Origin of the sequence: Pseudomonas sp. Ga0074129, assembly GCA_001465025.1 — a bacterium.
In the GTDB taxonomy this organism is placed as follows: domain Bacteria; phylum Pseudomonadota; class Gammaproteobacteria; order Pseudomonadales; family Pseudomonadaceae; genus Aquipseudomonas.
Genome location: LNDO01000101.1, coordinates 1 through 13,164, shown reverse-complemented (window position 1 = coordinate 13,164; position 13,164 = coordinate 1). Strand labels below are relative to the sequence as shown.

Here is a 13,164-nt window from a genome sequence, read left to right as displayed (position 1 = left end):
CGCTCAGGTGAATAGCTCGACATTACAGCTCTCTTTGACGCCCCCGATCTATCGTTTTGATAAATCAGCTCAGGCGACAACTAGCCTGACACCGGGGGAGGGTGCTGATGTGTTTTTTCGGGATGACCAGAATGTGCAGCGGCGCTTGCGGCGCGATATCGTGGAAGGCCAGCACCTGATCATCTTCATAAAGCTTGCGCGCGGGTATTTCACCAGCGACGATCTTGCAAAACAGGCAGTCCATGGACAGCCTCCGGGTGGCTCAACGAAGGGCCGAGTTTAGTGGACAAGGAGTGCGGGTGAAAAACGATATTCATGATTTGGGCTTGGTGCTGGATTCCAAAAGCAAGCTGCTGTTGATCGAATCCTGGGATGAACCCCGGGTGCTGGAAACCCTGACAGGCTTGGCCGTCAAGCGCGGGCTGGCCCTGCAAATGTGGTCGGTGACTGAAGGGCTGAGGCGCTTGGGTTTTGCCGTTGAGGCCCCGGTGGACAGTGAGACCCTTGAACCGGAAACCGCCCTGCGCCTGATCAAGGCGGATCCACTGCCTACCCTGTACGTGATGTGCGATTTACATCCCTTTCTGGACGACAACCCCAAGCTGGTGCGCCTGCTCAAGGAAATCGCCATGAACGAGTTGCCCGGCAAGCCGACCGTGGTGCTGGTGTCGCATGCCTGCAAGCTGCCAGTCGAGGTGCAGCGCTATGCCTCACGCTTCCAACTGTCGCTGCCGTCTGAAAACGAGTTGATGAGCATTGTCCGTGATGAAGCCACTGCGTGGAGTGCGCGTAACCGCAACGCGCGTGTTCGCACTGACAATCGCACCCTGCAGCAGGTGGTGAAAAACCTGCGCGGCCTCAGTCATGCGGAGTCTCGAACATTGGCGCGTAACGTGATTTGTAATGACGGTGCCATTACGCAGGAAGACTTGCCTGAACTGAACAAAACCAAATTCCAGTTGCTCGATCTGGATGGCGTATTGAGCTTTGAGTACGACACGGCGCGTTTCGCCGAAGTCGGCGGCCTGGCTAACCTCAAGCGCTGGCTGGGTGAGCGGCAGGGCATCTTCCTTGAAGGTAAAGGCGTTGATCTGCCCAAGGGCGTGCTGCTGGTGGGCGTGCAGGGCGGTGGCAAGAGCCTGGCAGCAAAAGCGATTGCCGGCTTGTGGGGCTTGCCCCTGCTGCGTCTGGATTTTGCCTGCCTGTACAACAAGTTCTTTGGCGAGACCGAGCGCAATCTGCGTGAAGCCTTGAAGCTCGCCGAGCAGATGTCGCCGTGTGTGCTGTGGATGGATGAGATCGAAAAAGGCCTGGCCAGTGGCGACCATGATGACGGCGTCAGTCAGCGGGTATTGGGCACGCTGCTGACCTGGATGGCAGAGCGTAAAAGCCCTGTGTTTATGGTGGCTACGGCCAACGTGATCTCGCGGTTGCCGCCAGAGTTAATGCGCAAAGGGCGCTTTGATGAGTTGTTTTTCATCGACCTGCCGGACGCCACGGTGCGGGCTGAGATTTTCCGTATTCACCTGCTGCGCCGTGATTTGGATGCTGGTGCGTTCGATCTGCCGCAGTTGGCGGCGGTCAGTGACGGATTTTCCGGTGCCGAAATTGAACAGGCCGTGGTCAGCGCACTGTATGCCGCACAGGCTCAGCAGGTGGCGGTTAGTCAGGCGGTGTTGGTGCAAAACATCCAGAGTACGGCGCCGCTGTCGGTGGTGATGGCGGAAGATCTGGCCGCTCTGCGCGCCTGGGCCAATGGCCGTACTGTGAGTGCCGGCTAGCGTTGCTTGCCGGTTGGCCAGTCGAGGGTTGGTGTCAGCGGCTGGGTTTGCCGAAACGGCGGTTGAGGTAGGCGCTGATGCGCCTAACCAGCCAGCGTGGTGCCAGCCTCGGGCTTAAGGCCAGCAGGCGATTGCGCCAGCCGGGGATAATGATTGCGCGGTTTTTCTCCAGTGCTTTGACGGTGATCAGCGCGACCTCTTCGGCGCTCATCATCAATTTGCTGCTTTGCAGCGCGCGGGCATCCATCTGCGCCCGTCGAAAGAAGGCGCTGTTCGTCGGGCCCGGGCACAACACCGATACCTTGACGCCATAAGGCTTGAGGTCTTCTCGTAAACCCTCTGAGAAATGCAGCACATAGGCCTTGCTGGCGTAGTAGTTACTCATGCCAGGGCCGGGCTGAAAACCGGCGATTGAGGCCACGTTGAGGATCTGCCCGCAGCCCTGTCCGGCCATGAGTGTGCCAACGGCGTGGCACAACCGGGCCAGCGCTAAGACATTCAGCTCAATCAGTTGTTGCTCGCATGCCCAGTCCTGGCTGACGTAATCACCTGTGGTGCCGATGCCAGCGTTATTCACCAACAGATCAATCGTAAAATCACTGTGTTCAAGCTCGTGCAACAGGCCACTTACCCGCAGCGGCTGGCTGAGATCGCAGACACGAAACAGCACTTCCACGCCAAAACGTTGCGTCAGTTCGCAGGCAATGCTGTCGAGTGCATCGCGCTGGCGCGCCACTAAAATCAGGTTGCGGCCGCGTCTCGCCAAGGCTTCTGCCAGGGCCAGGCCAATACCACTGGAGGCTCCGGTGATCAGCGTGTAACGAGTCATAGCATTCTCCGCAGTGGGGCCTTGCGACCCCTGCTGCCGTGTTGCAGCGCGAGCAGGTTACAGGCCTGCGTCGGCATAGCCCATAAATGCGGGGACCGCGATGGCTGCGCCAATACCGAGCACGATAACGGCCAGCCACAGCAGAGCCAGTACCTTCACAGCAGTGCTGTTGGGTGGCGGTGGCGGGCCAAAACGGTTGGCTGCCGTGCTGCCGGGGATCACAAACATCAACAGTGAGAACACGCCGCCAATCACCGGCACCAGCGTCAGCAGCAGTAACCAGCCCGTCCAGCCGATGTCATGCAGGCGTTGCACGCCGATCATCACGCCCACGACTAATACGGCTATACCGACGACGGCGATCAACAGACCGCCGAGAATTTCCGAGACAAGAAAGAACCCGGCCGCGACCCCAAACAGCGGCATGCACGCCAGCATCATCACCATTGACCAAGCCAGGTAACGTAAACGCCCGATGCGACCATCTGTGGTGAAGGGCTTCAGTTCGCCGAACTCAGGCAGCACCTCTGCCACTGTCGCTTTGGGGGTTGCATAGGGGGAGACCGCCGGGCTGACGACTTCTGGCGGGTTCTCCGCCAGCATGGCCTGGCGGGCGATAAATTTCTCGATGACGATGCCGCAAGCTGAGCACTCCAGCGCTTTGGGCTGCTGATGGCCGCACTTCGGGCACGTCATGTCGGTGGTGCTGCTGGTGCCCGCTGTTGGGGCTGCGCTTTGGGCCGGGCTGGGCGCGGGGTGATCGTCTGTTTCAACCAGGCTTAAGCTGGCGGCGAAATCCTGCTCTTTGCGCACGTTGGCACCGGCGCTCTGCAAGGCCTTGAGGTACTGGTCGGCCTCGTTTTCGCTGAGGTCGCGTTTTATATCGACCGTGCCGTTGCTGAAGAGTGAGTTGATGCGCGTCAGGTCGCTTTTAAACAGGCGGGCGAGGTTGTCTTTGGTTGCGTCCAGGCTGGCATCGGGCATCAACTCGCCGTTGAAGACAATTTTGAAGCGGGCTTGGGTCATGTTGGCGTCCTTGTCGATGCCAGGATGGAAGTGCGCTACAGACTAGCTGGCCTGCAGCCCCGTAAACAAGGCGCTTGGCGCGCAAATGCCTGGGGCTAGAACAGGTTCACGCTCTGTTGGCCGCGTGATGCATTCGGCGCAGACCGTTTGCATCACATACGGCACTGCCAACAGCGTGATTAGCGCGGCCAGCGCTTTTGCAGCTGCAGGCTATGGCTGAGCGCTTGACGGTACTCTTGATCAAGGCGAGCGATCAGGGCTTCAACGCTCGGTAGGTCGCGGATCGCGCCGACGCCTTGACCCGCCGACCAGACGGTTTTCCAGGCCTTGGCTTCTTCGTCCATAGGCTTGAGTTTTTCGCCGTAATTGACCTCGCCTTTGCTTTGCAATTGCTTGATGTCATAGCCAGCCTGCTCAAGGCTTTGGCGCATAAAGCTGGCCGGTACGCCGGAGACTGCCGGGGTGTGGATGATGTCGGCGGCTTTGGCGTCGATAATCATCTGCTTGTAGGCGTCAGAGGCGGCATTTTCCTGCGTGGCGATCAAGCGCGTGCCCAAGTAGGCGAGGTCGGCACCGAGCAATTGCGCCGCGAGGATTTCGTGGCCTTGGTTCAGGCAGCCAGCCAGCAGCACGGTTTTATCAAAGAACTGGCGAATTTCTGCAATCAGGGCAAACGGACTCCAAGTCCCAGCGTGCCCACCGGCCCCGGCGGCCACCGCGATCAGGCCATCGACGCCCGCTTCAGCGGCTTTTTCAGCATGCCGGCGGGTGGTGACGTCGTGGAACACCAAGCCGCCGTAACTGTGTACGGCATCCACCACGTCTTTCACTGCGCCCAAGCTGGTGATAACGATTGGCACGCGCTGTTCTACGCAAATCGCCAGATCCGCCTGCAGGCGAGGATTCGTGCCATGCACAATCAGGTTCACTGCGTAAGGCGCGGCTGTGTCGCTCAAGCCGGCTTCAATCTCTTGCAACCAGTCCTTGAAGCCACTGCTTTCACGCTGGTTGAGGGCCGGGAAGCTGCCGACGATACCGTTGTTGCAGCAAGCCAAGACCAATTGCGGGTTGGACACCAGAAACATCGGCGCCGCAACGACCGGCAGACGCAGGCGTTGTTCAAGCAGGGCGGGAAGGGGCATGGGGTAATCCTCTTGTTGTCGTTAGAAGGGCCGAACCACAACCAGAATGACGATGCCAACCAGCGCCAGTACAGGGGCCTCGTTAAACCAGCGGTAAAACACGTGGCTGCGTTGATTCTCGCCGCGCAAAAAAGCTTTCAACTGCGCGCCACACATAAACTGATAAATCACCAGCAGTGCCACCAGACTCAACTTGGCATGCATCCAGCCTTGGCTGAAGTAGTAGCTCGGGTTGAGGGTCAGCAGCCAAAGACCCAGTGCCACCGTAGCAATCAACGAGGGCCACATAATGCCGCGATACAGCTTGCGCTCCATGATGCAGAAACGCTCGTGGCTGGCTTGGTCAGCGCTCATGGCGTGGTACACGAACAACCGGGGCAGGTAGAACAAACCGGCAAACCAGCAAACCATGGCGATGATGTGAAAGGATTTGAGCCACAAGTAGAGCATGCGTGTATCTCGCTGAAGAAACTGGCCCCGATAGTAGAGGGCTGGGCGCGCCTCGTCATCATTGCCTACGGCAAGTGTTGGCCCATGGCCGAAGCAGCCGTATCATCGGCACCTTTCCACTGCTGGTATTGCAAAGGGGCAAGTGATGATCAAGGTTGGAATCGTCGGCGGCACGGGCTACACCGGCGTCGAGTTGTTGCGTTTACTGGCGCAACACCCTCAGGCGCAGGTTGAAGTCATCACCTCGCGCTCCGAAGCGGGCATGCGTGTCGACGAGATGTACCCGAACTTGCGCGGTCATTACGACAACCTTTCGTTTAGCGTGCCTGACGTGGCGACCTTGGGTGCGTGTGATGTGGTCTTCTTTGCCACCCCTCACGGCGTCGCCCATGCGCTCGCTGGTGAGTTACTTGCAGCAGGCACCAAAGTCATCGACCTGTCGGCCGACTTCCGCTTGCAAGACGCAGACGAGTGGGCCAAGTGGTACGGCCAGCCGCACGGTGCGCCTGACTTGCTGCCAGAAGCGGTGTATGGCTTACCGGAGGTCAATCGTGACGCCATCAAAGCGGCGCGCCTGATTGCCGTGCCGGGTTGCTACCCAACAGCGGCGCAACTGGCGCTTATTCCTTTGCTGGAGGCTGGCTTGGCGGATACGTCGCAGATCATTGCCGACTGCAAATCCGGCGTCAGCGGTGCCGGGCGTGGTGCCAGTGTCGGTTCGCTGTTTAGCGAGGCTGGCGAAAGCATGAAAGCCTATGGCGTCAAAGGCCATCGGCATCTGCCTGAGATCCGCCAAGGGCTGCACCGGGCTGCTGGTGAAGCGGTCGGCCTGACCTTTGTACCGCACCTGACGCCCATGATTCGCGGCATCCACGCCACGCTCTACGCCACCGTCGTGGACCGTTCGGTGGATCTGCAGGCGCTGTTCGAGCAACGTTATGCTGATGAGCCGTTCGTGGATGTGATGCCCGCCGGCAGCCACCCGGAAACCCGCAGCGTGCGCGGTGCCAACGTATGCCGTATCGCCGTGCACCGCCCGCAAGACGGCGATCTGGTGGTGGTGCTGTCGGTCATCGACAACCTGGTCAAAGGTGCCTCGGGTCAGGCGGTGCAGAACATGAATATCCTGTTCGGCCTCGATGAACGCATGGGGCTCTCTCATGCGGCCATGTTGCCCTGATGGCGAGCTGGGAAGTCCGCGTTTACGACCCGCAGCGTGCTAAGCGGCAGCGCTGGCTGATTGCACTGCTGGTGCTGTGCCTGCCGCTGGCCTTTGTTGGCGGTATCGTATGGCAGCGTATGCAGCCGCCTGCGCCGGTGGCTGTAGCGGATCTGACTGGCACGCCTGTTGTCGATGAGCAGTTGCAGCGTGAACTCGATGAGTTGCGTCAGCGTGTGGCGGTATTGAGCAGCGCCGATACGCTCAGTCAACAAGCCAATGAGCAGAGCCGCCTAAGCATCAAGCTGTTAGAAGAACAGATCTACAAACAGCAGCAGGATCTGGCTTTCTACAAAGGCGTGCTCGCGCCCGGTACCCGACGTGAGGGGTTGCGCATCAAGGCCTTTGAGTTACAGGCCACGGACAAACCGACGCATTTTCGCTACAAGATTCTCCTGAGCCGCGTGGGCAAAGGCGAAGAGCCGCTTGAGGGGCAGTTGCAGGTGGCGATTGTGGGTAAGCAGGCTGAGCAAAGCGTTACGATGGATCTGACATCTCTCAGCGGTGATCTGCCAGATGCGTTGCCTGATCAGCCGATCAGTTTTGCCTTCAAGCATTTCCAGGCTATCCCTGAAGCAGGTCGTTTCGCTGAGTTGCTCTTACCTGAAGGGTTTATCCCTCACGAAATTAAAGTGCGTGCTGAAGTAGAGGGGCAAAAACCTTTGCTACGCACTTTCAAGTGGAACAAAGAGGAGTGAGCGTTTCCTATGTGGAATAAAGACAAGGTGCGCTCTGACGTACAGCGTTTTGCCGGTAAAACCAGCCTGATTGCCGTGGGGGCTGAACTGCATGGTGATCTGCGCTTTCAGGGGGCGGTGCAAGTTGATGGCCAGGTGCATGGCAATCTGTTGGCAAGTGAGGGCATGGTGCGTGTCAGCGTGCAGGGGCGGGTTGAAGGTGAAATCCGCGCGCCCCATATCGTTATCGATGGCGAAGTGATCGGTGATGTACACGCCAGCGCCCATCTGGAGTTAGGCCCGCGCGCGCGCGTACGTGGAAATCTCTATTACGCACTGATGGAAATGGCCATGGGCGCTCAGATCGAGGGCCGCTTGTGTCGTCTTCAGGACGACGCCAAGCCTTTGGAGTTGCCTCAGCCGCTGGATTCAGCACAATAGTTGACCGCTTTACTCGGGTAAGCGGATAATGGCCGTCAACTGCAGCATGGCGCTCGGCGCCGGGAGTAAATTAGCATGAGCGTTGAAACCTTCACCCCTTCAGCCTTGCAGTTCACGCAAGGTGCTGCGAACAAGGTGAAGAGCCTGGTCAGCGAAGAGGGTAACCCGCGTTTGAAACTGCGGGTGTTTGTCACTGGTGGCGGATGTTCCGGCTTCCAATACGGCTTCACCTTTGACGAGGATATCGCCGAAGATGACACTATCGTTGAGCGCGAAGGCGTCAGCTTGGTGGTCGACCCCATGAGTTTTCAGTACCTGGCAGGTGCCGAGGTCGATTATCAAGAGGGGCTTGAGGGTTCGCGTTTCGTCATCAAGAATCCTAACGCCACCACAACCTGCGGCTGTGGCTCATCGTTCTCGATCTGACCGACTGTTGTGCAGTAAACGCCGCGCTTATGCGCGGCGTTTTGGTTTTTACTGGCGGGCGGCCTGGTTTAAGCCGGATAGATGGCGCCCAGAACACGTAAGCCGCGCGCGCCCGTCACGCTCGGCCTGTTAGCGGGTATGCCTTCAAGGCAGCAGTGTGCCAGCCACGCAAATGCCATGGCTTCAACCCAGTCGGCGGGCACCCCGTGATCATCTGTAGCGCTTACTCGGCTCTTGGGCAGTAACTGCTTGAGGCGCTGCATCATCGCGTGGTTATGGGCTCCGCCACCACACACCAACAACACATCGGTGTTCTGCTGGGCGTTTATGAGCGACTCGGTAATGCTGATGGCGGTCAACTCAAGCAGTGTGGCTTGCACGTCCGCAGAGGCCATATCAGGCAGTGGAAGCAGGTGTGTATCCAGCCATGCAAGGTTGAATAGCTCTCGGCCGGTACTCTTCGGGCCTTGCGCCTTAAAAAAGTCATCGCTAAGCAGGGACTTCAGCAGTTGTGGTTGAACTTGGCCTTCAGCCGCCCATTCGCCGCCCTTATCGTAGCTCAGGCCTAAGTGGCGTTGTATCCAAGCGTCCATCAGCACGTTGCCTGGCCCGCAATCAAAGCCCTGAACGGGTTGTTCAGGCTCTAGTAGGCTGAGATTGCTGAAGCCGCCAATATTTAGGACGGCGGTGTTGCCGTTTTCTTGGGCGAATAATGCCTGGTGAAACGCGGGAACCAGCGGTGCTCCTTGCCCACCAGCGGCGACATCGCGTCTGCGAAAATCACTGACGACACAGATGCCCGTGAGTTCAGCCAGCAAAGCCGGATTACCGATTTGAATGCTGAAGCCGCGCGCAGGTTCATGGCGTATGGTTTGGCCATGACTGCCAATAGCCCTGATGGATGACGCGGCGATGCCTTCGCGGTCTAGCAATGCTTGCACGCCCTGAGCGGCCAATCGCACCCATGCTTGCTCAGCCATTGCCGCGCGCGCGAGTTCGTCTTGACCCGGCGCGCACAGGCCAAGCAAGTCGTCTCGCAGTGAATCGGGCATTTGGATGTAGTGAGTGCCGAGCAGATGCGTGTGGCCGTTCTGCTCGATCAGCGCAATGTCCAGACCATCCAAGCTGGTGCCGGACATTACGCCAAGGTAGAGGGGCATGGATCAGCGCTGATTGAGTGCGAGCATGGTGGAGCGCTCGCTGTCCATTTTCGCCATCAGTGGTTTGCTGATTTGCATGAACCGAGCTTTCTCGCTTTTAGCGATTGGGTCAGCCATTGGCAATTTTTGGCTGAGTGGGTCTACGTGTACGCCATTGACCTGGAACTCGTAATGCAGGTGCGGCCCGGTTGAAAGACCTGTCGTGCCTACATAGCCAATAATCTGACCTTGTTTCACGTTGCTGCCGGTGCGAACACCTTTAGCGAAACCATTCATGTGCGCGTAAAGCGTACGGTAGCGCTGGCCGTGCTGAATGACCACGGTGTTGCCGTAGCCGCCACTGCGGCCAGCGAGAGTAACGCGGCCGTCACCCGCAGCCTTAATCGGTGTGCCGCGTGGGGCTGCATAATCAACGCCTTTGTGTGCGCGGATTTTGTTCAGCACCGGATGGCGGCGTCCTGTTGAAAAGCGTGAGCTGATACGGGCGAAATCCACCGGCGTGCGGATAAAGGCTTTGCGCATGCTTTCGCCGCTGGCGTTGTAGTAGCTGCTATTGCCTTGCTTGTTGGTGTAGCGCACCGCAGTGAAGGTTTTGCCGCGGTTGGTGAACCGGGCGGAGAGAATATTGCCGGTTCCTACCTGTTTGCCATTGACCACTTTCTTTTCGTAAATCAACTCGAATTCATCGCCTTCACGGATGTCCATTGCGAAGTCGATGTCGTAGCCAAATACGTTAGCTAAATCCATGGTCAGGTTGTGTGAAAGACCTGCACGCTTAGCAGAAAGAAACAGGGAGCTGTTGATCACGCCGCGGGTGTAAGTGGTTTCCACGTCTGGCTTGACCAGTTCGCGTTTGAAACTGAAACCCTTATCGCTTTTGGCAAGCGTGATGCTTTCTAAATCACTGAGCTTGCTATGAATCGTGTCTATTTGACCTTCGGTATCAAGCTTGAACTCAAGCACCTGCCCTACTTTGAGGCGCGTCAGTTGCTTGGCATCTTTGCTGCTATTGAGCACCTCATGCAGTGTGCTGGCGCCTAGCCCTACCTTGGCAAAAACAGTCGAAAGGGTGTCACCGCTTTGCACACGAATGGAATGGCGCAAAGGATCTACTGTCGGCTTCTCGGCATCTTGTGCGTGTTGAGCGGCTGCAGTGTTGCTGTCAGCTGTTACTGCGAAAGGCGACGGCTTGTTGTTGGTGGCTTCGGTGGAGGCGTTGTCTTCTTGTAGTTGTGAGTGTTCAGCACTGTTATCGAGATCAAGGTTGATGAGCGTTTTCTGTGCTTCGACTTCGCGAGAGGGGAATACCAGCAGAGCTAAACTGAGCACGGCGGCTACACCGCTGGCAGCCAAAATGTGGCTCTTGGGGTAAAGGGGCGGCGCTTTAGTTGAAGAGGTCATAGGCGTCTTTTGATTTTGAAGAAATTAAAGAAAGCAAACGGATAAACAATATGATGAATGTGCACTAACTGTATAAAATATAACCAAAACGCAGGATAGGCAACCCTAGGTTCTTCCCTCTGCTCGTCCATTCTTGAGCTGGGGCGCAGAGCTTGTGATTTGTCAGCGATCTTGTATGGTTGGTTCCCTTTTGATTTGAGTGGTTGTGAGTCCTGTCATGAAGTCGGTTGAAGAGCAATTAGCGCTGATTAAGCGCGGCGCGGAAGAGGTCCTGGTTGAGACTGAGCTGGTCGAAAAGCTCAAGCGCGGTCAGCCGCTGCGCATTAAGGCGGGCTTTGATCCGACCGCACCTGATTTACACCTTGGGCACACCGTGCTGATCAACAAATTGCGCCAGTTTCAAGAGCTTGGTCATCAGGTGATCTTCTTGATAGGTGATTTTACCGGGATGATTGGCGATCCGAGTGGTAAGAGTGCAACTCGCCCGCCGTTGACCCGCGAGCAAGTGTTGGAAAACGCCGAAACCTACAAGACCCAGGTATTCAAGATTCTCGATCCCGCCAAAACTGAGGTCGCGTTCAACTCCACGTGGATGGACAAGATGGGGCCGGCTGATTTTATTCGCCTGACTTCTCAATACACCGTGGCGCGAATGCTTGAGCGCGATGATTTCAGTAAGCGCTATTCGACTAATCAGCCCATTGCTATTCATGAGTTTCTCTACCCGCTCGTTCAGGGTTACGACTCTGTAGCGTTGCAGGCGGATGTGGAATTGGGTGGCACTGATCAGAAATTCAATCTGCTGATGGGGCGTGAGTTGCAGCGGTCCTATGGGCAGTCGTCGCAGTGCATCGTCACCATGCCATTGCTTGAGGGTCTGGATGGCGTGAAGAAGATGTCCAAGTCATTGGGCAACTATATAGGTATCCAGGAAGCGCCAGGCGTCATGTACAACAAGCTCGTATCTATGCCGGATGCATTGATGTGGCGTTATTTCGAGCTGCTCAGTTTCCGTTCTATGGATGAGATTGAGCAGTTCAAGCGCGATGTTGAGCAGGGTGCAAATCCCCGTGATATAAAAATTAAGCTGGCCGAAGAGATCGTTGCACGTTTCCACGGCGAAGAGGCCGCGTTAAGCGCCCATCGCTCCGCCGGCAACCGCATGAAGGAAGGTGAGTTGCCCGAAGATTTGCCAGCGATTGAGGTCGTGTCTGCCGAGGACATGCCGATTGCTGCGCTGCTAAACAAGGCTGGGCTGGTAAAGAATGCTGCGATGGCTCGTGATCTACTGGCATCCGGCAGCGTGCGTATAGATGGTGAGGTAGTCGATCGCTCCTTCGTCTATAAACTTGGCGCCGTGCACGTTTGTCAGGCGGGCAAAAAGGCGTTTGCGCGTATTACGCTTAAGTGCGAGCTGTGATGCGTTAGGTGCGGTCGTAACAACAAAGCCGTTGAAACGTCAGCTTCAGCGGCTTTGTTGTTTCTGCAGGCGGCGCATTCTTGCGGGTGGTGGTGCGCCTTTAATGAGGCTATTGAAACAAAAGCGAAACAATCAGTTGACCTGTGCGGTTCTGTCCCTATACTGCGCACCTCTTGAGGCATAAGCGACTCCTTAAACTTCTTATAAAACAAGAAGTTAGATTTAAATTAGGGGTTGCAAAGCAGCGAAAGCTGCGTACAATGCGCCACCTCTTCAGGTGGCTGTGTTTGAGTCTGAAGAGGTTCGGTTGGAATGGTCGAAAGCGGTAAATGAGGTGGTTGACAGCGGTTTGAAACGCTGTAGAATTCGCCTCCCGCTGACGAGAAGCTTAAGGCTGAACAAAGGCGCAAGTGGTTGAGATTGAAAAGAAATTTTCGAAATCACTTGACGGAAAATGAGGCTGCTGTAGAATGCGCGCCTCGGTTGAGACGAAAGGATCAATCACCCGCTCTTTAACAACTGAATCAAGCAATTCGTGTGGGTGCTTGTGAGGTAAGACTGCTAGTCGCAAGATTATCAGCATCACAGGTTACTCCGCGAGAAATCAAAGATGTAACCAACGATTGCTGAGCTAAGTTTAGGGTTTTCTCAAAACCCAAGCAGTATTGAACTGAAGAGTTTGATCATGGCTCAGATTGAACGCTGGCGGCAGGCCTAACACATGCAAGTCGAGCGGTAGAGAGAAGCTTGCTTCTCTTGAGAGCGGCGGACGGGTGAGTAATGCCTAGGAATCTGCCTAGTGGTGGGGGATAACGTTCGGAAACGGACGCTAATACCGCATACGTCCTACGGGAGAAAGCGGGGGATCTTCGGACCTCGCGCCATTAGATGAGCCTAGGTCGGATTAGCTAGTTGGTGAGGTAATGGCTCACCAAGGCGACGATCCGTAACTGGTCTGAGAGGATGATCAGTCACACTGGAACTGAGACACGGTCCAGACTCCTACGGGAGGCAGCAGTGGGGAATATTGGACAATGGGCGAAAGCCTGATCCAGCCATGCCGCGTGTGTGAAGAAGGTCTTCGGATTGTAAAGCACTTTAAGTTGGGAGGAAGGGTAGTAACCTAATACGTTATTGTTTTGACGTGACCGACAGAATAATCACCGGCTAACTTCGTGCCAGCAGCCGCGGT

12 protein-coding genes, 1 rRNA gene and 1 pseudogene are annotated in these 13,164 nt (G+C 56.6%); 7 read left to right on the top strand and 7 right to left on the bottom strand.

Annotated features, from left to right (window positions below):
- Positions 1-97: 97 nt before the first annotated feature.
- Positions 98-244 (bottom strand): annotated as a pseudogene (locus AUK77_RS16045) (HIT domain-containing protein); the annotation flags it as partial.
- A gap of 55 nt (positions 245-299) precedes the next feature.
- Here AUK77_RS16045 and AUK77_RS16040 point away from each other — a divergent pair.
- Positions 300-1,781, top strand: a complete 1,482-nt coding sequence (locus AUK77_RS16040; RefSeq protein WP_296131585.1) for an AAA family ATPase — start codon at positions 300-302, stop codon at positions 1,779-1,781.
- A 34-nt stretch (positions 1,782-1,815) separates the two neighbouring features.
- On the opposite strand, the gene AUK77_RS16035 is transcribed toward AUK77_RS16040, so the two are convergent.
- The 4 genes from AUK77_RS16035 to hemJ form a co-directional block, all read right to left on the bottom strand.
- The gene (locus AUK77_RS16035; protein WP_296131583.1) at positions 1,816-2,610 is read right to left on the bottom strand and encodes an SDR family oxidoreductase; all 795 of its coding nucleotides are present in this window, start codon (positions 2,608-2,610) and stop codon (positions 1,816-1,818) included.
- A gap of 57 nt (positions 2,611-2,667) precedes the next feature.
- On the bottom strand, positions 2,668-3,636 hold the full coding sequence (locus AUK77_RS16030; RefSeq protein WP_296131582.1) for a DUF805 domain-containing protein: 969 nt from the start codon (positions 3,634-3,636) through the stop codon (positions 2,668-2,670).
- Positions 3,637-3,815: 179 nt separating this feature from the next.
- Complete coding sequence (locus AUK77_RS16025) at positions 3,816-4,778, bottom strand: nitronate monooxygenase family protein (RefSeq protein ID WP_296131579.1); 963 nt, start codon at positions 4,776-4,778, stop codon at positions 3,816-3,818.
- A gap of 21 nt (positions 4,779-4,799) precedes the next feature.
- Positions 4,800-5,228, bottom strand: a complete 429-nt coding sequence (gene hemJ / locus AUK77_RS16020; RefSeq protein WP_296131578.1) for a protoporphyrinogen oxidase HemJ — start codon at positions 5,226-5,228, stop codon at positions 4,800-4,802.
- Positions 5,229-5,373: 145 nt separating this feature from the next.
- Here hemJ and argC point away from each other — a divergent pair, with 145 nt between their 5' ends.
- The 4 genes from argC (at position 5,374) to erpA (ending at position 7,991) form a co-directional block, all read left to right on the top strand.
- The gene (gene argC, locus AUK77_RS16015; protein WP_296131575.1) at positions 5,374-6,408 is read left to right on the top strand and encodes an N-acetyl-gamma-glutamyl-phosphate reductase; all 1,035 of its coding nucleotides are present in this window, start codon (positions 5,374-5,376) and stop codon (positions 6,406-6,408) included.
- Entirely contained in the window at positions 6,408-7,145 is a 738-nt protein-coding gene (locus tag AUK77_RS16010; protein ID WP_296131573.1) for a DUF6776 family protein, read from the top strand. Before argC ends, AUK77_RS16010 begins: the two co-directional genes overlap by 1 nt.
- Positions 7,146-7,154: 9 nt before the next feature.
- Positions 7,155-7,565, top strand: a complete 411-nt coding sequence (locus tag AUK77_RS16005) for a polymer-forming cytoskeletal protein (protein WP_296131569.1) — start codon at positions 7,155-7,157, stop codon at positions 7,563-7,565.
- Positions 7,566-7,640: 75 nt separating this feature from the next.
- Entirely contained in the window at positions 7,641-7,991 is a 351-nt protein-coding gene (gene erpA / locus AUK77_RS16000) for an iron-sulfur cluster insertion protein ErpA (protein WP_296131566.1), read from the top strand.
- A 68-nt stretch (positions 7,992-8,059) separates the two neighbouring features.
- Here the strand turns inward: erpA and AUK77_RS15995 are convergent, their stop codons facing one another.
- Both AUK77_RS15995 and AUK77_RS15990 read right to left on the bottom strand, forming a co-directional pair.
- On the bottom strand, positions 8,060-9,151 hold the full coding sequence (locus AUK77_RS15995) for an anhydro-N-acetylmuramic acid kinase (RefSeq protein ID WP_296131562.1): 1,092 nt from the start codon (positions 9,149-9,151) through the stop codon (positions 8,060-8,062).
- 3 nt (positions 9,152-9,154) lie between these two features.
- Positions 9,155-10,552, bottom strand: a complete 1,398-nt coding sequence (locus AUK77_RS15990; protein WP_296131560.1) for a peptidoglycan DD-metalloendopeptidase family protein — start codon at positions 10,550-10,552, stop codon at positions 9,155-9,157.
- Between the two features lie 217 nt (positions 10,553-10,769).
- Between AUK77_RS15990 and tyrS the strand changes: the two genes are divergently transcribed.
- Together tyrS and AUK77_RS15980 are read left to right on the top strand one after the other, a co-directional pair.
- The gene (tyrS, locus tag AUK77_RS15985) at positions 10,770-11,972 is read left to right on the top strand and encodes a tyrosine--tRNA ligase (protein WP_296131558.1); all 1,203 of its coding nucleotides are present in this window, start codon (positions 10,770-10,772) and stop codon (positions 11,970-11,972) included.
- 667 nt (positions 11,973-12,639) lie between these two features.
- Positions 12,640-13,164, top strand: a 16S ribosomal RNA gene (locus AUK77_RS15980); the annotation flags it as partial.

Excerpts from the sequence above, each read along its gene's own strand:
- AUK77_RS16025 (WP_296131579.1), bottom strand. The coding sequence starts at position 4,778 with ATGCCCCTTCCCGCCCTGCTTGAACAACGCCTGCGTCTGCCGGTCGTT.
- AUK77_RS16010 (WP_296131573.1), top strand. The coding sequence starts at position 6,408 with ATGGCGAGCTGGGAAGTCCGCGTTTACGACCCGCAGCGTGCTAAGCGG.
- argC (WP_296131575.1), top strand. The coding sequence starts at position 5,374 with ATGATCAAGGTTGGAATCGTCGGCGGCACGGGCTACACCGGCGTCGAG.
- erpA (WP_296131566.1), top strand. The coding sequence starts at position 7,641 with ATGAGCGTTGAAACCTTCACCCCTTCAGCCTTGCAGTTCACGCAAGGT.
- AUK77_RS16030 (WP_296131582.1), bottom strand. The coding sequence starts at position 3,636 with ATGACCCAAGCCCGCTTCAAAATTGTCTTCAACGGCGAGTTGATGCCC.
- tyrS (WP_296131558.1), top strand. The coding sequence starts at position 10,770 with ATGAAGTCGGTTGAAGAGCAATTAGCGCTGATTAAGCGCGGCGCGGAA.
- AUK77_RS15990 (WP_296131560.1), bottom strand. The coding sequence starts at position 10,552 with ATGACCTCTTCAACTAAAGCGCCGCCCCTTTACCCCAAGAGCCACATT.
- AUK77_RS16005 (WP_296131569.1), top strand. The coding sequence starts at position 7,155 with ATGTGGAATAAAGACAAGGTGCGCTCTGACGTACAGCGTTTTGCCGGT.
- AUK77_RS15995 (WP_296131562.1), bottom strand. The coding sequence starts at position 9,151 with ATGCCCCTCTACCTTGGCGTAATGTCCGGCACCAGCTTGGATGGTCTG.
- hemJ (WP_296131578.1), bottom strand. The coding sequence starts at position 5,228 with ATGCTCTACTTGTGGCTCAAATCCTTTCACATCATCGCCATGGTTTGC.
- AUK77_RS16035 (WP_296131583.1), bottom strand. The coding sequence starts at position 2,610 with ATGACTCGTTACACGCTGATCACCGGAGCCTCCAGTGGTATTGGCCTG.